General features: G+C 47.8%; 18 protein-coding genes. 9 read left to right on the forward strand and 9 right to left on the reverse strand.

The window, feature by feature from the left end; all coding sequences use genetic code 11:
- The first annotated feature begins 537 nt into the window (after positions 1–537).
- Positions 538–846, forward strand: coding sequence for a dienelactone hydrolase family protein (locus NDI48_12630; protein MEP0832049.1), 309 nt, complete (start codon positions 538–540; stop codon positions 844–846).
- A gap of 134 nt (positions 847–980) precedes the next feature.
- On the opposite strand, the gene NDI48_12635 is transcribed toward NDI48_12630, so the two are convergent.
- From NDI48_12635 to NDI48_12655, 5 genes are all read right to left on the reverse strand, one after another.
- On the reverse strand, positions 981–1,790 hold the full coding sequence (locus tag NDI48_12635) for an ABC transporter ATP-binding protein (GenBank protein MEP0832050.1): 810 nt from the start codon (positions 1,788–1,790) through the stop codon (positions 981–983).
- An 8-nt stretch (positions 1,791–1,798) separates the two neighbouring features.
- Positions 1,799–2,845, reverse strand: coding sequence for an iron ABC transporter permease (locus NDI48_12640; GenBank protein MEP0832051.1), 1,047 nt, complete (start codon positions 2,843–2,845; stop codon positions 1,799–1,801).
- A complete protein-coding gene (locus NDI48_12645; GenBank protein ID MEP0832052.1) occupies positions 2,842–3,876 on the reverse strand; it encodes an iron ABC transporter permease in 1,035 nt (344 codons plus the stop codon). Before NDI48_12645 ends, NDI48_12640 begins: the two co-directional genes overlap by 4 nt.
- A gap of 53 nt (positions 3,877–3,929) precedes the next feature.
- Positions 3,930–5,255 (reverse strand): TonB family protein, encoded by a 1,326-nt coding sequence (locus NDI48_12650; protein ID MEP0832053.1) that lies wholly within the window; start codon positions 5,253–5,255, stop codon positions 3,930–3,932.
- A 901-nt stretch (positions 5,256–6,156) separates the two neighbouring features.
- Positions 6,157–8,361 carry a TonB-dependent receptor gene (locus NDI48_12655; protein MEP0832054.1) on the reverse strand — a complete coding sequence of 735 codons (2,205 nt, stop codon included), beginning with the start codon at positions 8,359–8,361 and terminating at the stop codon, positions 6,157–6,159.
- A 455-nt stretch (positions 8,362–8,816) separates the two neighbouring features.
- On the opposite strand from NDI48_12655, the gene NDI48_12660 reads away from it, so the two are divergent.
- Complete coding sequence (locus NDI48_12660) at positions 8,817–9,470, forward strand: MotA/TolQ/ExbB proton channel family protein (GenBank protein MEP0832055.1); 654 nt, start codon at positions 8,817–8,819, stop codon at positions 9,468–9,470.
- A complete protein-coding gene (locus NDI48_12665) occupies positions 9,451–9,852 on the forward strand; it encodes a biopolymer transporter ExbD (GenBank protein MEP0832056.1) in 402 nt (133 codons plus the stop codon). Before NDI48_12660 ends, NDI48_12665 begins: the two co-directional genes overlap by 20 nt.
- Positions 9,853–9,933: 81 nt before the next feature.
- Here the strand turns inward: NDI48_12665 and NDI48_12670 are convergent, their stop codons facing one another.
- The 4 genes from NDI48_12670 to NDI48_12685 all read right to left on the reverse strand — a co-directional run bounded on the left by NDI48_12670 (position 9,934) and on the right by NDI48_12685 (position 15,907).
- Positions 9,934–10,734 carry a thioesterase II family protein gene (locus tag NDI48_12670; protein MEP0832057.1) on the reverse strand — a complete coding sequence of 267 codons (801 nt, stop codon included), beginning with the start codon at positions 10,732–10,734 and terminating at the stop codon, positions 9,934–9,936.
- Positions 10,735–10,827: 93 nt separating this feature from the next.
- Positions 10,828–12,126: an MFS transporter gene (locus NDI48_12675; protein MEP0832058.1), complete on the reverse strand. Its 1,299-nt coding sequence runs from the start codon at positions 12,124–12,126 to the stop codon at positions 10,828–10,830.
- 85 nt (positions 12,127–12,211) lie between these two features.
- Positions 12,212–13,336: an iron-siderophore ABC transporter substrate-binding protein gene (locus NDI48_12680; GenBank protein ID MEP0832059.1), complete on the reverse strand. Its 1,125-nt coding sequence runs from the start codon at positions 13,334–13,336 to the stop codon at positions 12,212–12,214.
- A 15-nt stretch (positions 13,337–13,351) separates the two neighbouring features.
- Positions 13,352–15,907: a TonB-dependent siderophore receptor gene (locus NDI48_12685; GenBank protein ID MEP0832060.1), complete on the reverse strand. Its 2,556-nt coding sequence runs from the start codon at positions 15,905–15,907 to the stop codon at positions 13,352–13,354.
- A 603-nt stretch (positions 15,908–16,510) separates the two neighbouring features.
- On the opposite strand from NDI48_12685, the gene NDI48_12690 reads away from it, so the two are divergent.
- From NDI48_12690 to NDI48_12715, 6 genes are all read left to right on the forward strand, one after another.
- On the forward strand, positions 16,511–16,789 hold the full coding sequence (locus NDI48_12690; protein MEP0832061.1) for a phosphopantetheine-binding protein: 279 nt from the start codon (positions 16,511–16,513) through the stop codon (positions 16,787–16,789).
- Between the two features lies 1 nt (position 16,790).
- A complete protein-coding gene (locus NDI48_12695; protein ID MEP0832062.1) occupies positions 16,791–17,189 on the forward strand; it encodes a holo-ACP synthase in 399 nt (132 codons plus the stop codon).
- 102 nt (positions 17,190–17,291) lie between these two features.
- Complete coding sequence (locus NDI48_12700; GenBank protein ID MEP0832063.1) at positions 17,292–18,833, forward strand: benzoate-CoA ligase family protein; 1,542 nt, start codon at positions 17,292–17,294, stop codon at positions 18,831–18,833.
- 114 nt (positions 18,834–18,947) lie between these two features.
- The gene (locus NDI48_12705) at positions 18,948–20,279 is read left to right on the forward strand and encodes a salicylate synthase (protein ID MEP0832064.1); all 1,332 of its coding nucleotides are present in this window, start codon (positions 18,948–18,950) and stop codon (positions 20,277–20,279) included.
- On the forward strand, positions 20,276–20,731 hold the full coding sequence (acpS, locus tag NDI48_12710) for a holo-ACP synthase (protein MEP0832065.1): 456 nt from the start codon (positions 20,276–20,278) through the stop codon (positions 20,729–20,731). Before NDI48_12705 ends, acpS begins: the two co-directional genes overlap by 4 nt.
- 191 nt (positions 20,732–20,922) lie before the next feature.
- Positions 20,923–22,437, forward strand: coding sequence for a phosphopantetheine-binding protein (locus NDI48_12715; protein MEP0832066.1), 1,515 nt, complete (start codon positions 20,923–20,925; stop codon positions 22,435–22,437).
- The last annotated feature ends 94 nt before the right edge of the window (positions 22,438–22,531 follow it).

Genomic DNA, 22,531 nt, shown 5'->3' on the forward strand with positions numbered 1-22,531 from the left:
GTAAAGGGTTCTGTGTTTGGGTTTCATTGCCTTGTTGGTTATAAGTTTTTATAACTCCCCACACCGATGGATGTCCAATTTTCCCAGATCGGATATAAGTGAAGCTTCCCCCTAGTGAATGAATCGCCTGTTGGCTTCACTCCGATGAAGAGAGTTTTTATAGTTCAATTGTGTATTTGATCAAGGAGGTCTGGTTAATCTGAGACAGCCACATGAGTCATTGCTCAAAAAAACTTTAGTTGACTTAAACTATCCCAGAATAGTTGTTCTAAATCCATGTAGATTGATTACCCCACAACCTCAAAGCTGAGGCTCCAACCTGATCAGTTATTTCTGCGTGGGTGCATCAGAGGTTTAGCTCAATCGCTTTACCCCCAATTCTTTACCCTCAAAATTAATTGAGGTGGGCTATGATCGTTCAACCGTATAGACTCTCCAGGTGAAACAGAGCATAGTCCTAGCGCTAGCACACTCACTAAGAGCCGATCACATACGTCCACATCACAATCCATTCCAATAAGGAGTGCGGTGGCTTTGATGGCGGCGGCTCAATATCCAGAGGTCATTCGTGCGATTGTCTCTAGCGGCGGTCATCCCCACTTAGCTGGCTCCGCTTTATCTCGTGTCAAGGCACCAACCCTCCTGATTGTGGGCGAAAATGATATCCCAGTCCAGGAGATGAATCAGGAAGCACTTAAACATCTGCATACCGAAAAACAGCTTGAAATTATTCCTGGTGCAAGCCACTTATTTGAGGAGTTACGGACGCTAGAAAACGTCTGCGAGTTGGCCAGTCAATGGTTCGAGCAACATCTCACGCCAGCGCATCAATCGATTCTGCCTTGATTTAGGGGCATCCAAAAACCAATCCATGGTTGGTAGGGGCACGGCAACCGTATGAATCTCCATAAAGACCCAATATTAGTCTTGTCTTTCTAGTAGCCAGTCCATTAGCGTAGCCCAGGCTGTCACTTAAGCCTTCAATCCTGCATTACCTTCACCTTACGACCTACCGGAACACACATCGGCGTTCCCGCCACTGGGTCTTGCATAATATGAGACTCCAAGCCAAAAACCTCGCGCACCATTGTCTCTGTCATCACTTGCATTGGTACACCTTGTGCATAAACTTGACCCTGCCGCACCGCCACTAAATAATCGGCATAGCGGCACGCCTGGTTCAGGTCATGCAGTACCATCACAATTGTCCGCCCCTTGCTCTGATTTAACTCGTAAAGCAAATCCAGCACCTCAACTTGATGCGCCAAGTCCAAGAACGTCGTTGGTTCATCCAGTAGCAAAATCTCAGTATCCTGCGCTAATGCCATGGCAATCCAAGCACGCTGACGCTGTCCACCGGATAGGGTATCCAGTCCTCGGTCTGCTAAATGGAGCATCCCCGTAATTACCAACGCCTGTTCTACCAGTAGTTCATCGTCTTTAGACCACTGCTGCAACCAGTTTTGGTAAGGATAACGACCCATCGCCACCAAGTCCCGCACCGTCAACCCTTCGGGAGCAACGGGGCCTTGAGGCAAAATTCCCAGTCGCTTGGCTACGGCTTTTGTGGATAACTTGAAAATGTCAGCACTATCGAGGTAAACTTTGCCAGCACGAGGTTTCAGCAATCTTGCTAGCCCCCGCAGCAAGGTTGACTTACCACAGCCATTCGGTCCAACTAATGTTGTAATTTTCCCCACTGGAATTGCTAGGTCGAGGTCTGTGATAATGGGTACACCATCATAAGCTAGGCAGAGTCTACGGGTTGACAGAATTTGCGTTGTGTGCATTGGTGATGTCATCGCTTGCGGTTGCGGATAAGCAAGTAGAGAAAATAAGGAGTACCGATCGCGGCTGTCACTACTCCACAGGGAAGCTGGATTGGCGCAAATAAAACTCGCCCCAGCCAGTCAGAGAGAACAACAATCACTCCACCGATAAGTGCCGCCGTAGGTAGCAAGCCTTCATGAGTTGGCCCCACTAGCTGACGCCCCAAGTGCGGTGCCATCAATCCGACAAAGCCAATCGTACCAGCCACGGCGACGGCTGCACCTGCCATTGCTGCACTACTGAGTAAGAGCAACCCGCGCTGCCACTCAACCCTAGCCCCCAAACTTTTAGCAATATCGTCTCCCAGAGAGAGGGTATTCAGTGGCATCGCAAGTACCAACGATAAGGGGACGAAAACAGCCAACCAAGGCAAAATTGTCCCCAAATGTTCCCAACTGCGTCCATAAACACTTCCTGCTAGCCAAACCAACGCCTGACTGACATTATTGATCTCCCCAAAGGTGATGATTAATGTTGTTAACGAATTGAGGACAGCCGCAAAGCCGACACCCATTAAAATTAAACGCAGTGGGGAACTGCCCTTGTCCCAAGCCATTAGGTAAATTACGATAGCAACGGTCAAAGCACCAACGAAGGCAGATAAGGGTAGGACAAATAGAGGAATCTTAGGAAAGAGAACGATTAAACTGACAGCAGCCAAACCCGCACCCGCATTCACACCAATAATGCCAGGGTCGGCTAAGGGATTGCGCGTCAAACCTTGAAGTATAGTCCCGGAGAGAGCTAAACCAACTCCAGCCGTGAAGGCAACTAACGTCCGGGGTAGGCGCAATGTATTAATAATGAACGGATAATCTGGGTTAGCGCTCGGCAATCCCAAAATCGTTTTGAGAACTTCCAGGGAAGGAATTGGATACTCGCCCTGTCCGACGTTGAGGACAATTGCCATCAGGGTAACCAATCCTAACACCAGCAGCACCATGGGTACACGCTGATCCAAGTGAAAAGACACTGGCAACTGTTGGGGACGAATAACCAGCCAGTTTTTTCTCATCGTTTCACTTTCCACCGCGCTAGGTAGATAAAGAAAGGGGTACCGAATAAAGCCGTCATGACTCCCACAGGTAGTTCCTGGGGCTTAATGAGCAAACGAGCAGCTATATCGGCAACGAGTAGTAAAACTGCCCCAAAAACAGCGGAATACGGCAAAATCCAGCGATAATCAAACCCCACGAAAAAACGAACGATGTGGGGAACGACTAGACCAATAAACCCAATGGGGCCGGCGACGGCGACAGCACTGCCTGCAAGCAAAACCACACTAATAGCGGCAGCAACTTTTACCCAGGCCGTCTGTTGACCTAAACCTCTGGCAACATCCTCACCTAAAGATAAAGTTGTGATGGGTTTACCGATGACGAAGGCCACAACTAGTCCCATCGCCATGTAAGGCAGTACTTGCAAAAACAACGTCAAATCTCTTCCCGCTACTGAACCCGCTAGCCAGAACCGGATTTCATCGAGTGTCCTTTGACTAAGGATAAGGATGCCAGTCGTGAGTGAGGAAAGGAGGGCAGTTAAGGCGGCACCCGCGATCGTAATGTTGAGGGGGGTTAGTCCTCCACGACCCAGAGAGCCTAACAAGTAGACTGTTACGGCTGCAACACCTGCCCCCAAAAAAGCAGACCCGGCATAAACAATGGGAGAGGATGTGCCGAAGATAAAATTAGTCATGACAACAGCCATTGCTGCACCAGCATTAATTCCCAGAATTCCAGGGTCAGCTAAGGGGTTACGAGTCAATCCCTGCATCAAGGTACCAGCTACAGCGATCGCAGCACCGACAAACATAGCAATCAATGATCGCGGCAACCTCACTGTACGAATAATCAGGTGGTCGGTAGAACCGTCAAACGCAAACAATCCGGAACAAACTTGGCTCAGGGAAATGTCTGCTGCACCGTAAGTTAGGCTTACCACTAGACTCATGAGTAAAACCAACAGGCTGACGAACAAACCTGTCATCAGTAAGATATGCGATCGCTTCCTCGATATTCGATTTGTCGTAACAGTTTCAATGACCAATCGCTTCTTTCCTCAATCCAGGATTTATAAAGGTTGAAGGCTGATGAGGGAAACTAATTTTGCACAGGTGGAGGCAGTGGTAGCTTTTCCTGTTGTTCCTGGCGTTCCCGTTCCTGTTGTTGCTGGCGTTCCTGTTGTTCTCGTTCCCGTTCCTGCTGTTGCTGGCGTTCCCGTTCCTGCTGTTGCTGGCGTTCCTGTTGTTCTCGTTCCCGTTCCTGCTGTTGCTGGCGTTCCCGTTCCTGCTGTTGCTGGCGTTCCTGTTCCTGTTGTTCTCGTTCTCGTGCCTTTTGTTCCTGCTGTTCCCGTTCCTGCTGTTGCTGGCGTTCCTGTTCCTGTTGTTCTCGTTCCCGTGCCTTTTCCTTTTGTTCCTGCTGTTGCTGGCGTTCTTGTTGCTCCTGACGTTCTCGCTCTACCTGCCCCTGACGTTCCCTTTGTTGTTCTTGGCGTTGCTGTTCCAACTGCGCTCGTCGTTCTTGTTGTTGACGTTCGCGTTCTAACTGTGCCTGACGTTCGCGTTCTAACTTGGCTTGACGTCTCCTTTCATTCTGGGCTTCACGTTCGCGGGCTTGGCGAATCAAATCAGAGTTTTTGCGTGCAAAGTTAACCTCCATGTTGAACGCAGAACGGCTTCCGCCCTCTGATACGCTAAACTTCATCTTCCTTACGGCTGCGTGCACGGCTTGATTGAATTGGCTACTGCCGCCGCTTCTTTTGATTTCCGAATCAACCACATTTCCGCTGCTATCCAATACAACCCGGACAACGGCTGTACCTTCCTCATCATTTAGTTCAGGTGGATATTTGGGCGGACACCCCCTAATGCAACTCACTCTAGCCTCTCCAGCACGAGTTCCAGTACCACCTGGGACACCACCTGGGACACCACCTGGGACACCACCTGGGACACCACCTGGGACACCACCTGGGACACCACCTGGGACACCGCCTGGGACACCGCCTGGGACACCGCCTGGGACGCCACCTGGGACGCCGTATCTTGACCCTGACCCTAGGGGTGCTGAGCGATTAGCTGCCACCGCTCCTGATGACGGAGTGCGGGCGTTTGAGCCGCCACCATCGGGTGACTTGGCTTGCGAGGAACCCCCACCGCTCAAACTTTCTCTGAGTTGCCGGGAGCCGGAGGAGGAACCTTGTAGCGGCTGGGCACTGCGCTCTGGTTTTGGGGGCGTTAAAGGATTGCTTGCAACTGGACTCGGTGCTGTAGGGCTGGTATCCGAAGAGTTATTACTAGGTGAGGTGGCTGGTTCGGACTTAGTTGGCTCACTCAATCGCTGTCTAAGTGGTTCCGGACTTGAGTCAGTGGGCAGGGGCTGGGAAGGGGCATCGGGTTGTGGAGGTGCCGAGCGGTTGCTTGCCACTGACGAAGGGGGTGAAATCGGGGCGGGTTTAGGAAGAGAGGGAACAACTGGCTGGGGTACTCTAGTTGGTGGGATCGGCGCTGCGGGGACTACGGGTGCAGGCTGTGCCACTGACCTTGGCGGCGCTACGGGCGCAGGGGGGGCTGGAGGAGGCGGGGGCGCTGGAGGGGGCGGGGGCGCTGGCTGAGATACCTGTTTTTGGAGTACTGCTGGTACTACGGCTTGCGGTATAGGTGGCTGAGGAATCTCAGTTTTAATCGGTTGCTCTGGAGTCGGAGGTTCAACTGCCTTTGGCTTTGGTGGGGGTTCAACTGCCTTTGGCGCAAGCGTTGGAGTATCTGCTAATGGTTTTGGTTTTTCCTCAATCTCTGGATTCTCGACCATAGTTACTTCGATTGGGTCGTCGGCAAATTCTGCCTGTTGAGCCAATAGCTGACCTATGCCGAAACCCGCTACTACATGAAACACGGCTGAACCGGCGAGGCTATAGACGAGAAACTTTTTGAGAGCCTGTTGTTCTCTCTCGCGTTGTTCAATGCAGAAGTTTGAAATGCTCATCCCCTCTACTCTTTCCCTGCTTACTAGAACGCATACCGTCTGAACCGCTCAAAATTATTGCATATAAGTTGCATTAACGAGTTAAACGATAAGATGACTAAGATGCTGTTGTCAAGAAAAAAATCAGGCGATCGCAGGGCTAGCGTTCAACGATAACCCATTAACCATAAAGCTTTCACTCTTTCACCCCTTGACAAAATCATCCCCATCTTCTACCACTTGTTGATAATTAATAGGTTAAGCAATTGAGATTAATTGCAATTTTATGCTAAGAGCGGAAGATGAATATAGGTTTACAACGTCACGAAACATCTAGCTGCTATCTTCCATTACCCATTTCTCCTCAAAAACTGGTCTGTAAACCGATGCGGAATGTCAAACCGGGCTGATAAATGCGATTGGCTTTTTCGTAAGTCACATCTGCCAAATTTTCTAAATAGATGACGACGCCTATCGTCCGAGTCACAGGAATACGGCCACTCAAATCTAAATTCACCCAGGACGGAATAAACTCTGTAGTACTCTCATCGGGTCGGTTAAAAAAGGCTCTACGGGCACCACTGTTGTAACTTGCCAAAAAATTTAGCTGCCATCCAGCCGAGGCATAACCGATGCCGAATTGTGCGACAGAGTAAGGAATCATCGCTAACTGTAAGCCTTTCTCAGAGCCAGTTTCAATCTTCGCATCCGTATACGTGTAGTTGAGAAAGGTGGAAAACTCTGAAGTCATTTGCCAGCGAAGTGCCGCCTCAAATCCGTTAGTATTAACCAGACCAATGTTTGCCCATCGACCTGTTTGGATGGCAATGCGGTCATTTAATCGGCTACCAAAGTAGGTAAACTGTCCTGTCAAACTGGGAGACAATGCCACATCAATTCCAGTTGTCCAAGAAGAACCCGTTTCAGACTCTAAGTCAGGGTTGGGCAACCAATTATGAACCGTGTCATAAACATACAATTGGTCTAAACCAGGGTTGCGTTGAACGGAAGCCCAACTTCCACGCACGGCAACAGATGGAGTAACGACCCATCGCGTTCCTACACTTGGATTTAAATAACTACCAAACTCACTATTAAAGTTCTGTCTCAGTCCCAAATCCATCTGGAATGAATCGGTAAGTTTCCAGGTATTTAAAGCAAATAGTGCGGTATGAAACCTATCTCTATTTTCAGTTTCATTCAGGGCGATTCGGTTGGGAACTGTACTCAACGTCTCACCCTTTAACATTTGATTTTGCAAGTCAACTCCCCAAGTCAGCTTGTAGTTAGGAGTGATTTGCCACTGATGTTCGACTCTCCCTGTAATAGATTGTGAATCCAGCGTACCTGTACGGTAATAAATGTTTTGAGTTGGGCCATAAGTGTTGAAGTAATCTTGGTTGTACGCGAGTGTTGTTCTGAGGACAGAATCATCACCGCCACCGAGCAAGGTTTTCCAAGATAAACCTACGTTAACTCCATCGTGGTCTAATCGGTCTGTTTGTAAGGGGAAACCGAAATAAAGTAAACCCCGACGACTGGTAATTTTGTAAGCATCTAAACTAACAGTATTTCTGGGATTCACATCAAGCGCGAGACTACCAAAATAATTGCTAACAGCCGTGTCTCCGTTAAACAAGCGCCCCTCTGAATCACGATTAGCGGCACCTACTGGGACGCGATAGCGGTTATCTGCCTGGTTTTGCTCGTAGCCGAAGTTGAACCTTAACGAACCTGTGGAACCGCCATAACTAGCCCGATAATTCAACTGTTCGTAAGAGCCATATTGCACTGAAAGATTTAGTTTAGGAACTTCTTGACCCTGTTTTGTAGTAATATTGACCACTCCCCCAAAAGCTTCTGAACCATACAGAGTGGAACTCGTACCGCTGGATAATTCCACCTGTTCAATTGCCCCAACTGGAAGGCTATTGAGGTCAGTCGCACCATGATAAATGTTGATATTGGTGCCGATGGGTCTACCGTTGATGAGGAAAACCGATTGATTGATAGAAGCTCCTCGGTAGTAAGTCCCTGTATGAATATCAGCTCCAAAACCGAAATCATTAATGGCAAATCCGGGTAAACCCCTCAACGCTTCTGCTGCACTATCAGCGCCTTGCTTTTGGATCTCTTGTTCAGTGATTGTGTATTCTGGAGCAGATGTCTCTGGGATAGTATCTTTCTCCCCCGTTACAAAAATTTCAATTTCCTCCTCCTGGGTAGCATTGGGTTCAGTTTCGTTAATGGGTGAGGTTGGCTGAGCTTCTTCAGCAATTTGGTTTGTTTGGGTGAGGCTGGGTTGAAATCGAGTTGGCTGTTGAACAAGTAACTGGGCGTTGGTGTGGAGACGCTCTAAGTCACTGATTCGGGGGATGTCTAAGATGGGCTGCTCTGGGGGTAAAGCGTTGGTGGTGGAAGTGAGCTGGGATGACACAGGCTGAGCAGTGGCACTCGTATCTGCCTGATTAATACCGCTTGTTGTCAGGGAAGTTGTCTGTACACTAGCGATTGACTCAATACCCCAGCTGAGTAGGACAACGCTAGGCAGAAGAAGATGCAATTTCATGTATTTTGACGCAAATGACTCACACCACTGGCTCTAGCTTCTTTGAGCAAGCGCTGAAAAAATAAACTTCGCGTTGACTCCAAAAAGCTACAGGTTATTTACGCAGAAGCCCTTATCTACGTCAAAAGACATGCTGTCAAACATGCAACAAGTCGTTAATTGATATTTATTAGCAGTAGTGATGAGAAAATAGAACGAATCGTTCTCTATGTCAAGTCAAAAAAATTAAGGCCGTCGTGGTAGTCGCTCTCACTCTCAATGAATCAAATCCTTATTTTCAGGCAATTCTAGCCTTTATTTTTTCTTGAAATTCTCCAAGGAAGCAACTTCTTTGGCTCAATTACTTGACAAATGATCAGTCTCAGATTTATTTCTATTGAAAAGGATTGTCATCTTTGCCCGTACAATAGGCTCTTAGACTCACTGAGAGTTTTGACCACTATCTTTGAGAGTGCATGACAGCTATTAAATGGTTTCAGGACTGTGGAATCGTCGCTTGGCCGCTCTTGGTGTTTTCCATTATGGCGCTGGCCCTGATTGTTGAGCGCATCGTGTTTTGGTATCAAGTCAATCGTCGGCAGCGTCGGCTTGTGCGAGAAGTACTGAAGACTTACCCCTACGATCCAAACGCGGCTCTCAATGGACTCAAAAGGAATGCAGATTTGCCCATTGCCCGAATTTTTTTGGAAGCTTTGGAGCTACAGCGCCCTAGTCCAGAGAAATTTCGCCTCGCTATGGACAGTGCCATACAAGCGGAAATACCGATACTTAAGCGATTTAACACAATTTTTGACACGATTATCTCTATTTCGCCGTTGCTGGGGCTGTTAGGAACCGTTTTGGGTTTGATTACCGCTTTTGGCTCCCTGTCGCTTGGTGATGTGGGTGGAACTAAGGCGGCGGGCGTTACGGCAGGTATTAGTGAAGCGCTGGTTTCGACAGCTACAGGCTTAGTCGTTGCGCTCTTTACATTGTTGTTTTCCAATAGCTTTCGTGGCTTGTATCTGCGAGAGATTGCCCGAATTCAAGAGTATGGAGGGCAGTTAGAACTGCTGTATATCGAGCAACACGAACAAGGAGAGGTGCCTTATGCCACGACTCATCGATGAACCTGACATTCCTCCCCAGATCAACATCGTGCCGATGATCGATGTGATCTTTGCAATCCTGACTTTTTTCATCGTCGCGTCGATATCTTTGACTCGTTCGGAAGGGCTACCTGTCAATTTACCGAGCGCCTCAACCGCAAAGAGCCAACCCAGTACGAAAATTACGGTGTCGATTAAACCCGATGGCGAGATTGCACTTAACCGTAAGCCAATTAAGTTGGAAGCTTTGGAAGAAGCGGTACGCTCTTTAGTGGAGCCGAACTCCGAACCCCTGGTGATCGTGAATGCTGATAAAAAAGTCGATCACGGTCAGGTAGTCAGTGTGATGGATCGCTTGCGTCAGGTCAAAGGAGCAAAATTGGCGATCGCAACCCAGAAATAGCCGCCCCAATTGACGAAAGCTGCTGCCGTGAAGCGCAGCTACTTCAAAGGGTTAGGCGATCGCTCTTTTCCTAAAAATTCGCTATCTAGAAATTTTTTGTTGATAAACCTCACTACCTACGTCCTGCACAATCTGATGCAGTTTTTGGTGAAGATCTTGTAGCAGGAGTGACCCAGCTGAGTGTAAAAAGAAATGATCGCCAGGAAACATCTTTAAGACAAAGGAAGCATTGGTCTGTTCCCGCCAAGCTTCCAGTTCATCGCAACTGGCTTCCCGATCTTGTAAACCACCAAAAGCCGTGATGGGACAATCCAGCGGCGTCTCTGGTGTGTAAGCATAAGTTTCAATGACAGCAAAATCTGCTCGCAGAGTAGGAAGGAGTAGCTGCATCAGTTCGGCATTCTTTAATACCGCTTCCGGTGTACCGTTGAAGCGGCGCAGTTCCTGTAGAAACTCCGACTCTGGCAGAGTGTGAATAGGTGGGTCTGGATCGGGAACTTGAGGTGCACGATACCCAGATACAAATAAGTGTACTGGACTCACTCCATACTCTCTGCGGAGTAAGCGCGTAAGCTCAAAGCTAACCAGTCCACCCATACTGTGACCGAAAAAGGCGAAGGGTTTGTCCAGGTAAGGAAGGAGAGTACTGGCAAGATGTTGTACGAGAGGCTCTAGTTGGGTGAATGGAGATTCCCTAAGCCGCATTCCTCGACCTGGAAGTTCGATCGCACAAACTTCGACGCTCTGGGGTAGACTATCTGACCAAGTACGAAAGACTGAAGCCCCTCCTCCGGCATAGTGGAAGCAGAACAGTCTGAGTTTTGCCTGAGGATTAGGTTTGAAACAGCTAACCCAACGGTTAAAAGTGAGGGGAGTTTTCATAATTTTGTAGTTGGGAGTCAGGAGTCAGATTTTCATCGCAACATTCGTGTGCTTTAAATGCCAATAGTTATATAGTGATTCTCAAGAGAAACGTTATGCTGCTTTAGCATCATGGTCAGGCACGCTGTCTTCCACATCGCGTAATAAGGGGAAGGCATAGCCAACCAAACCAACGCTCAACATACCCAAAGCACAGATGACGTACAACAGCGCCATGCCAGCACCAGAACCACTGCCAAACATCCCGCCGAAAATGGCTGCAAGATTGCCGTCGGGCTTCATTGCGGGTTCAAAGATGTAATCTGCTAGAGGGCCAGCTAGCAACCGACCGATCGCAGGAGAAAAGCCAGATATCAAAGTGTGGGTGGCTAAAACCTTGCCTTGCAAATCTGGCTCGACTTTGGTCAACCAAATTGCTCGATCAGAGCTAGAGATGGCAGGGAAATTGAACGATGAGCAAAATTGGGCAGGAATCCAGATCAACGGTATCTGAGCCAACCCAAAGATAATCTTACTGACACCAGCGCCCACCATCCCCAACAATAAACTGTGTATCCGGCGTTTGTGACCCCCCCAAACACTCAAAAGTATCCCTCCAGTTACACCACCGACTCCCGCCGCCGCTTGCAAACTTGCCAAGACTTGGGCGTTACTATTGGTGCGAGCCAAAATCATCGGTGAATAAAGTGAATCACCAATGTCGTGAGCGAACCCAAAGAACGACGCTAATAATAGGAGTGCTAGCAAGCTTTTGCGGGCAAAAATGTAGCGGAAGCCGAAGGCAAGCTCTGGGAAGATGCCAGTAGGGCTTTGACGTCCTGCCTCACTAATAACGGGTTGCGGGATGTGTACGGCAAAGATGGTGCTGATACCAACAATAAAGCTGGTGAGGTCAATGAGCAAAATACCAGTGAAGCCAATGAGAGAATAAAGAACACCAGCTAAAGCAGGGCCAATGATTGCAGCACCGTAACTGAGTACCGAACCCATGCTGATAGCGCGAGTGTAGTGTTGCTTGGGCACGAGCATTGGGATGGAAACACTGTATGCCAAGGTTTGAACTTGACTGCAAAGTCCGTTGAGGATGGCTACTAAGTAGATATGCCAGATTTCTAGATTGCCTGCAAGATGTAGGAGTAAGATTGCGACTGTAGACAACCCAGCAACCGTGTCACCGAGTATAATCAGCCGCTTGCGGTTGGAGCGATCGACAATTACCCCTGCAAAGGGAGCGATTGAGATACTCGCTGCGAAGTAAAAGAAACCAATCAAGGCCAATGCTGTTGCTGAGCCGGTGAGTTCCCAAGCCCAGAGTGTGATAGCGAAGACCGTCATGCGGGTGCCGATCGTTGATATCATCTGACCGAGCCAGATGATAGTAAAAGTATGCACGGTAATATGTTTGAGTCTTTAAGTCTGGAACAAAGGAAGAGTGGGAAACGGGGAGAACTTCTTGCGCTCGACTCCTCTTGAGATTCTAAGAGAGTAGTAACTGACGGAGTTGATTCAAGACGAGTTCTGCCGCAATCGGTCCGCGCAGGACGCTCCAAAGATAGTAGTTGACAAAGTACACGCGATCCTGTTTGCTAGCGTTCAGGGTTTGTGCGATCGCATTTGTGTTCCATTCCTGCTGAAGATTTTTCAATGGGTTATCTACTGCGTTAACTGTCTTATTGTCAGGGCTAGAGTCCCAGCCTCGAACGAAAATGAGGTCGGCATCTAACTGGGGTAATATTTCTAGTGAAACGCCGGTACTCTGGTTAGCCTTGGCTGGAAGGGACTTGAGTTTAAAGCCAAGGTCTTCAAGCAATCCACCACTGTAGTCTGTGCGATCGCTAAACCAAATCTGCTCCTTGAGTCCCATCGTCGCTAGCAGCAGCGCTTGGGGATGCGCCGCGACTATCGGCGCTAGTTCGGTACGAACCGTAGCTAGTCGTTGATTGTATTCCTCAATCACTTGTTGGGCTTTTTCAGAGCGTCCCAGTGCCTTGCCAAGCACCTGGATGCTTTGCTGCCAGTCATCCTTTCTAGAACCCTTGAACAACAATGTAGGGGCGATTTGTGAAAGTAAGGCATACTCATCGCGATTCGGTCCAATTTCGCCCAAGATCAGATCGGGTTTGAGCTGGACAAGCAATTCTAAAGAGGGTTCGCCCCGTGTACCGACATTAACCGGCTGACTCGTCACTCGGCTGCCCAAGTAAGAAATCTGCTCGGCTGGGTTATTGTAGTCACTGCGCTGAAGTGCTTCTATCTCAGCAAAACCCGCAGGCTGCACATCCAGCGAAAGCAGGATATCTAACATGTGCGGCCCCAACACAACCACCTTTTGTGACTGAGTGCAAACTTGAGTTTCACCCGCCTCGTGCTTGATAACTTGGCAGTCGCTAGTAGGAGACTGCGCTACCTCGATACTGGTTCTATTTTTGGAGGCATTGCTACTACAGGCGGTAATGAAGATGGCCGTGAGAATCCCCAGGATCAAGAGTTTGAGTGTGCGACTCCATCTCCAGCTGATGACGGCTTGTTTGATATGACGATAATTGCGGTGAAGCTGCCGACCTGCACGGGTTGCCTGCCATAACCCAGTAAGATTTATCATTTCAGACCTCTCCGCTCAAAATTCCACTGATATTGAGCCTAAAACCGTCAGCGGAGCACCAGGGTAACCTCCTCTTGCTCTAAGGCCACTCGAACTCTCAAAATAACCGACGTTGAAAAGGTTTTTGACACTGAGAGCTGCTTTCCAATTAGCTCGTCGGTAAGAGATAGTGCCATTCGTTACGAAGTAACTTGGCAACTCAAAGGTATTTTCAATATCTCCTTCTCTTTCTCCCACAAAGGTAAATCCAATTCCAAAGCCTAAACCTTGCAAATCGCCGCGTGGAATTTCATAGGTCGTCCAGAGACTTGCGCTGTGTTCGGGAATATTTCTTAATCTGTTGCCAACTGGAATCCTATTATCTTTTGTCACTTCAGAGTCAGTGTAGGCATAAGATGCAATAATTTTCCAGCTAGGAAGGATTTCCCCAGCGACATCGAGTTCAATCCCTTGACTCCTTTGCTCACCTGAGGCAATTACAAAGTTAGGATTGTTGATATCGACCGTGGCAACATTTGTCTTTGTGATGCGGTAGAAGGATAAATTCGTGGAGAGTCTGCCGTCGAGCAAATCTGCTTTGGCACCTACTTCATACTGCGTACTGCGTTCAGGTTCGAGGAGCGAACCGTCGAATGTATTTCCCTCGTTGGGTCTAAACGAGCGGATATAGCTGGCGTAGAGGGAAATAGGTTCGATCGGTTGATAAACAATACCAACTCTTGGGCTAAAGGCTTCATTATATTGAGTTGACGAAGAACTGGTTGCAGCGGAAGCAGTCGGATTGTTTTTTATATCTTGGTCTACGATGTCAAAGCGTCCACCTAGCAACAGTTTTAAATTGTCGGTGAGCGTAATCTGATCTTGTAGATAGACGCCCAAACTGTCTGTCTTTGTTGTTTGGCTACTCAGCAAACCCAGTTCGCTAAAACTCTTTCTGGGAACCAAGCCGTAAACTGGGTTAAAGATATTGAGTGGTGCTGGCGTAGACGAATCGGCGGCCAAATCCACGTCTCTGTCTCTATGACTGAGATCGACACCAAACAAAAGAGTGTGTTTAATTGGACCCGTGGCAAACTTGCCCACTAAATTGGTTTGTAGGCTATAAGATTGACTTAGTACATTGATACGTGTTTGGCGACGAGATAAGTTGCCGTTGCTCTCTGAAAGGCGACGGGGGTCAAAATTCCTGACACTGACATCTTCGTCGAGAAATTGAAACCCATTACGTAATGTCCAGTTTTCGCTGAAACGATGCTCTAACTGATACTTAGCCGTCAACTGTTCGTTTTGAACAAAATCGTCGGGTTCGCCGGTAATGCGACTCAGTGGGATATCTGCTATCCCTTCGCCAAAGGCAGGTATGCCTCGATCTATCGGTCGCTTATCGTCCGAATACGCCAATTGAAATGTTACATCGGTGCGATCGCTAATGTTCCAAGTCACGGATGGACTAATGAAAATACGCTCGATGTCCTGATCAAAGTCACGAAAACCGTCAGACCTCTCGTAAACTGCGTTCAGCCGGTAGAGTAGGCTTTTGTCTGGATTTAATGGCCCGGAAATATCAAAACGAGGTCGGATCAAACCAAAGCTTCCCGCTTGGAATTCAGCTTCAAAAAAAGGCTCTGATAAAGGCTTTTTGGTGACTAAGTTCACCACTCCCCCCGGTTCAGTCGCGCCGGATAAAATCGAAGCTGGACCCTTGAGGACTTCAACGCGTTCGAGATTTGCCGTTTCTGGAGAACCATAGTCAGACAGTACGAACCCATCTTGCAGGGTAGAGAGCTGCTCGAAACCACGAATAATATACGCAGTTGTTGCACCACCCGCACTATTCCCTTGGGACACACCACTGACGTTACGTACAGCCTCTTCGACTCGAATAACTTGTTGATCTTCAAATACTTGTTCAGGAACAGCCTGAATGGATTGAGGGATGTCGCGTAACGGGGTGTCTGTCCTAGTCACTGATACGGCGCGCTCGACTCGATATCCTCTTTCTGGCTCTTGTTCACCCGTCACCACGATTTCAATCTCCTCCTCAACCTGCGGCGCTTCGCTAGGCACCTCAGATTCAGCCCCTGGCGTACTCGGAGCCGAGGGCTGTGTCTGCCCATCAGGCTGGGTTTGGGAGGTTTCTGGAGTAGGCGTTGCCTCAGCCGTAACAGAAGGAGCGCTAAAGCTGAATACCAGTCCCTGAGGACTCGGAATGACTTGTGCTTTTGGCACAGCGCGATCGCCTGTCACTGTCACTCGAATGCTGTTAGGAGACAGAGAGGTTACCGTTACAGAAGTGATGCCCTGAGCTGGGTTTTCGGAACGAAACTCCCGACCCCCTCGTAAGTTCAACTGAGCATTGCTCAAGTCAATCAACAAGGTTTGCTTCTCGCTGGACGTGTTGACTTGGGGTGATGCTCCTGAAGCCGTCTCTAAAATCACTTCTAGACCATCAGTGGTTGTGTTGAGCCGCACGTCCGTCACTTGTACGACATCTGCTTTGGCTGGCATCCCTACCAACACAGCAACTGAGCCTGTGAACAACAGGCTAGGGAGTAAGGGCTGTAGTTTCAATCCGGTTTCCTCACACTCAATCGATGCACTCGATTTGCCGTCGGTGCCCTAGTTACTTATTGCGACTATTTATCACTAGACTTGAAAAAATTACACCAATTGATAAATCAATGTCAAGGGAGTAAAATTTTTTCTTATTGACAATCTATATCAATTCTCTAGTAGAATGTGCTGATTAGATTGGCGATTGCCTTCGGCAGCAGTAAAGCATGTCGTAGCCAGAAACACCTTGCCCGTGTTTCTATGGCGTTTTGACAGATACACCATTAAAAGCCTTATAGAGGGATGTTGGTTGATGTCTGCTAAAAGCCTTCTGCTGGTGTCGTCGCTCTAACGGGAAGTGATTGCTAAAACCGTCCAAGTAAGCTGTAATTTACTATTGCGGCAACCCTCAAGAGTTTTTTGACTATTACTTTCATTTAGGGCTTGTCAATAGCAAAACAATGTAATAAGCTGGTCAACACTATCAAGAAAGACTTCTAATAAGCAACATCAGTTGCTAGGAAATTCATTTCTTAACCCGCAAATTGCAACTAGGTTGTTCTAGTGCAGATAAGCTGCGTCTGACCTTTCAGTCGCACAATTCAAGAACGGTGCATTGTCATGGAAACTCTCAAAGTGATGGAAACTCTCAAAACAACCCTAACTGACTTAGGTATTCCCGCAGAGATGATTCATCAAGACGCTTTACTACGCGAAGATTTGCAGCTTGATTCTACTGAAACAGTGGAACTGGCTTTAGCACTCAAGCGTATGTTAGGAGTCAGTGTAAAACTCGAAGGTCGGCAAGATATAACATTAGCTCAACTCTGCGATCGAGTTGAGATAGCAATGTCCGCCGCTGCTGGGGGAATTCAGGACAAATCAGCATCGCGTGTGTGAAATGATAGTTCTCGAACACGAGCAAATCACTGGAGTTAAAGGAATTGGCATCGATATCACACCCATTCCTAAAATTGCCAGAATAATCGACCGATGCGATTGCGAAACACTCAATTCCTTATTCACTGCCAACGAAATAGACTACTGCCAATCTACTAGCAATCCCCACCAATTTTATGCCTTATGCTTTGCCACTAAAGAAGCCGTGGGAAAAGCACTAGGTACAGGATTAGCTGGCATTGATTGGAATGAAATTGAAGCCAACATCACCCATGACCAATTAACCATGCACCTCCACGGAAAAGCCAGGATTCAGGCAAAAAAACGTGGTATCCAAGACTGGTTTGTGACGTGGTGGTATTGGGATAACCATATATTTGTTCACGTCCTCGCTCATTAACCCAATTTAAGGTTGGAATTTCCAATAATTCGGTAACTTACCGTTTGTAAAATCCCAAACTCACTCCCAAATCCAAAAGCCAAAATCTACCCAAATCGGAACATGGACAGTATTGCTGAACAGTTGCCCGATATCTTTAACGTTGCTGCCTACTTTTTAGAAAGTAACTTAGCGCAAGAACGTAGCGAAAAAGCCGCCTTTTACCATCAAGGTGACATCTACACCTACGCACAAGTAAACCGCCTCGTCCGGCGCACAGCTAGATTGCTGTCTGAACTCGGGTTAGAACGGGAAAACCGGATAGCTATTTTATTGCCAGATACTCCAGAATTTGTCTTTGCCTTCTGGGGGGCTATCTGGTTGGGTGCTGTACCCGTTCCGATTAATACAGCTTCTACCCTTGACGACATTCAGTATATTCTGCAAGATTCACGCGCCAAAATCTTGCTCACTACTCAGGAGTGGCAGGAAAAACTAACTCCTATCTCCTCTCAATTCTTGCGCCGCGTTCTGCTAATAGATGGGGAAAATCCATTCACCTCCCTACTTACCCAACAGGACGAACAACTCCCTCACGCCGAAACCTCTCGCGACGAACCCGCGTTCTGGCTTTATACCTCCGGCAGTACGGGACGCCCTAAAGGTGCAATTCACCTCCATCGCAGCATGGTGGTTTGTGCAGAACACTATGCTAAAACCACACTTGGCTTGCGCGGCGATGACATCACCTACTCGGTTGCCAAGATACCCTTTGCATACGGCTTGGGGAATACGCTTTATATGCCAATGGCAGTTGGTGCCGCCGCTGTTCTATCCGATGCTAGCAACGCCTTTGATATCATCAACGATATCCAACAGTATCGACCCACAATTCTGTTTGGCATACCCAGCGTTTATGCAGGTATTCTTGCTATACATGACATTGCGCCCTTAGATACATCTTCCCTGCGTTTGTGCGTATCCGCCGCCGAACAACTGCCTAAGCCTATCTGGCAAAAATGGCGAGAAACTTACAACCAGCAAATTTGCGAAGGGATTGGCACCACAGAATTTTTGCACATTTTCCTCTCTAACAGAATTGGGGAATGCAAACCTGGCAGTTCCGGTCGCCCCATTCCCGGTTACGATGTGCGAATTATTGATGAAAATGGCTTCCCTTGTTCTCCTGGTGAGATTGGCGACTTGCAGGTGAGTGGCGAAAGCTTGATGCTGGGGTACTGGAACCGACTGCGGGAAACCCGAAAGGCTATTTATGGGAACGCAATGCGAACTGGCGATAAGTATCTGTGCGATGCTGACGGTTACTTTTGGTTTATGGGACGCAAGGATGATTTATTTAAGGTGAACGGTCAGTGGGTATCACCTTTAGAAATTGAGGATATCTTGCACCAGCATCCGGAGATTCTTGAAGTTGCAGTAGTACCCGACTCCGACCAGGGTGAACAATTAACTCAAATTGTGGCTTATGTCAGTCTCAGACCCGGACATAAACCGTCGTTGCAACTAGAGGACAACATTCGTAAATTTGCTAAACAGAAACTTCCGCATTTTAAAGCCCCGAAAGTTATTCACTTTGTCGAAAATCTACCCCGTACTTCCACTGGGAAAATTCATCGCAAATCATTACAAGCTATTCCAGTGTGAAAGATGAAATAAAAACTAAAAAAAACTTGTACTTATACGTTGGAAGAGACGGAAGCGTTTCTGTAACTTTCTCTAAAAGTAAACTATTAACGAATTATCAACAAAGAGAAAAGGATGCTAACTGAATTAAGGACGGCAATAAAATACAATGAAACCTTTATCCCTGGAAAAAGGGAACCTGTCGCCGTATTGCAAAATTTCCTTCAAGCTAATATTTTTTCCAATTACCTCCTGTATGAAGGAAAAAATGAAGTTCGTATTGCTGGAAATGAGCTAGTTAAAGTATCGGTAAGTCAGGATGCTGTATTGTTCAAAGGGATAGATACGTCTTACTCTGAACCAATCAGCGACCCTTTGAAACAAGTTGAAGGCTGGTTGGAGTCTTTACCGATTGAGAATTGGACAGCTTATGGTTATGTCGCGTTCGATATAGCTCGTTTTTATTCCTCTTACTCCAAAGCTATCGAGCAGCCTATTCTCTATTTTTTGATTCCTGAAACTGAACTACGCTTTACAGAAGAAGGAATTTATATCAGAAGTACAAAGTCATTAGAGCGAGTCCGAAATGTTGTAGAATTTGACAGTAAAATCCCCAATTATGTGCCAGCCTCTCTAGCCGTTGATTGCAGCGATCGCGAAATTTACCAAAACCGCATCAAGGCGTTAATCGAAGCAATTCAAAGCTCCAAGCTGCACAAAGCCATTATTTCCCGCTCCATGAAAATCGATGGCGATTTAGATGTTCTTGGAACCTATGTCGTCGGAGCGAGAGCCAACAATGCAGCGCGTTCCTATTGCCTCAATATAGATGATGTCCGCGCCGTTGGCTTTAGTCCCGAAATTCTCATGGAAGTCGATGAAAGCGGGTTTGTTGTGACGAATCCGCTAGCGGGAACCCGACCCCGTGGTGAAAGTTTAGATGAAGATACGCATCTCAACGATGAATTGTTCACTGATGCGAAAGAAGTGAAAGAACACGCGCTTTCTGTTTGGTTGGCGCAAAGCGAAATCGCCTCGCTTTGTTTACCGGGAACCGTTCAAGCGTTTAATTTTATGGAGGTCAAGAAGTATCGGTGTGTGCAACACCTATCTTCTCGTGTTGGTGGTCAACTCAAGCCAGGAAATACCCTGTGGGATGCGTTGAAAATATTATTCCCAGGAATTACAGTTTCTGGGATTGATAAAGAACAAGCTCTTGAATGGATTGACCGCTTGGAAGACGAACCAAGGGGCCTTTATGCAGGTGGCATTGGTTGGGTCGATAGTAGGGGGATGGCAGATTTAGCGATCGCAATTCGCTCTGTTTACCAATATGGTGACTCAATTTGCTTAAATGCCGGAGCAGGTATCGTCGCCGAATCAGTTCCGGAAAACGAATACATCGAGTCAGTCAACAAAATGAACACCATGCTGACCAATTTGGTGTTGAAGTCTTCTGAGAAATGAGCGAATCGGCAGACACCAAACTAATTGGTCATGGAATCGAAATTGTGGAAACAACACGCATTCAAGAACTCGTAGAGCAATCAGGGAAGCAGTTTGAAATGGAGTGTTTCACAGCTACAGAACGCAGCACACCTGCATTGGGTGCAAAGCGTATTGAGTACCTTGCAGGTCGATTTGCTGCCAAGAAAGCGGTAATCAAAGTCCTCGGCATGGCAAAAAACCAAGACGTTTCCTGGCTTGATATTGAAATTCAACGGCTTAAGAGTGGTGAACCGTCAGTCGCGCTGCATGGCAAATGCCAAGACATTGCAGAACAACTCGGTGTTACAAACTGGTTGCTGAGTATCAGCCATACCTCATCCTATGCCGCTGCGAGTGCGATCGCTTGGCGCGGTGCCAGAGGCGATCGCTTTGCACTGCCCCGAAGAGGTAATCGCTTTGAAGGGCAGTAATCAAAAACCTAACCCCCTAGCCTCCTCATCCTCACTAAAGTCCTCACTAAAGCTCCGGCGGTCGCTCCGGTTCCCTGCAAGGGAAGGGGGAACAAGAACTCCCCTCTCCTCGTAGCCGGAGCTTTAGTGAGGAAGGGGTTGGGGGAGAGGTTCTTCCCATCGCGATCGCACATAGCAGGAGTTTTGTCATAATGAATCCTCCAGTCGGTATTCGCTCACTCGCACTCAGCTTTCCCAGCATCATCCGCACCAACGATTATTGGCTCGAGACGTCTCCTGAATTAGTGCGTCGAAACAAACCAAGACGAGCAAGAACATCTAGATCTACGGAACTCATCAATAGCAACAATGGACTGGATATCTGGTCACAAGAAGTAGCGCCCTATCTACCTGATCCATTCCGAGGTAGTATCGAACGGCGAGTACTTGCCCCCAATGAGTCATCACTCACACTCGAATACCAGGCAGCTAAAGAAGCCCTCAATGCAGCACAACTTGCTCCCGAAGATGTTGATTTAGCGATCGTTGCCTCACTCTTCCCGGAACACATCGGTCCCGGCAGTGCCGCCTACCTCGCCCGCAAACTCGAATTGCGCTGTCCCGCCTGGAATCTCGAATCGACTTGTTCGAGTGCCATCATTGCGCTTCAGAATGCCTGTGCGCTGCTGAAAACGCGAGAATATCGCAATGTCCTAGTAGTTGTCTCGCATATTGGCTCTAATTCAGTAGACGAGGAAGATACACTCTCTTGGTCGATAGGCGATGGTGCGGGAGCATTTGTGGTCGATTCAATCCAACCTAACCAGGGAATCCTGGGCAGCAAAATTGTTCCTACGGTTGCTACCTGTGGAGCTTACTCCTACGAACTGATCACAGACACCGAGGGCAACCCTCGAATCCGTACCCGGACGGGTGAGAATGCAAGTATGCTTGCCGAAACGGCTGTGGATTGCGTGCGTACTTGCTGCGAAGGCGCTGCTGCTGCTGCTGGCGTGACTTTCGAGCAAATCGACTTTTTTGCCTTCAATACTCCGACTGCCTGGTATGCCAGCGTTTGTACGAGGGCGCTAGGAATCGATCCGGAGCGAACAATTAACCTTTACCCTCGCTATGCCAACATTGGGCCTGTATTTGCGATCGCTAACTTGTACCACGCCGCACAAGTCGGCAAAATTCGCGAAAACGATTTAGTTCTCGTCTACACCAACGGTGCAGCAGCTACGGCAGCAGCTATGGTAATGCGCTGGGGTGATGTGGCACTCGGTTCAGCCCCTGCTTTTCCCATTAGTGTTACTCCGGAACAAGAGAGAATTCATCTAGCGATAAAAGCAGAAAAACTCTGTACTGAAGTAAAAAGTTTGCTCTCCAGAGAACAAATCCTCGCTGCAAAACCAGGGGAACGGCGGCAGATACTAGAGAGTTACCTTCTGGAATGTTTAGCTAGTTCGCTACAGCTTCCTATAAACGAGTTGAACTCTCGGCAGTCGCTTGCCACATTACTGGATTCTTTGATGGCGATCGTACTCAGAAGTCGAATCGAAACTGATCTAAAGGTGCGAGTACCAATGGAGAAATTTTTTGGTGAAACTACCGTAACCCAACTAGCTGAATATCTACTTAATCAATTAACCTTAGCGAGCCTAATTTCATTAGACTCGATTGCTAATGCTATTGGAGGCGAAGAACGGGAAGTATTGAGTTTCTAAACCAAGCACAACCGCTCAAATTCCTATATCAGAAAGCACATAAATAACTCACCATAGCCCTTTTTGTATGCAAATTTTCCTGGTCTTGCGACAC

The sequence above is a fragment of the Microcoleus sp. AS-A8 genome (genome assembly GCA_039962225.1).
GTDB lineage: Bacteria > Cyanobacteriota > Cyanobacteriia > Cyanobacteriales > Coleofasciculaceae > Allocoleopsis.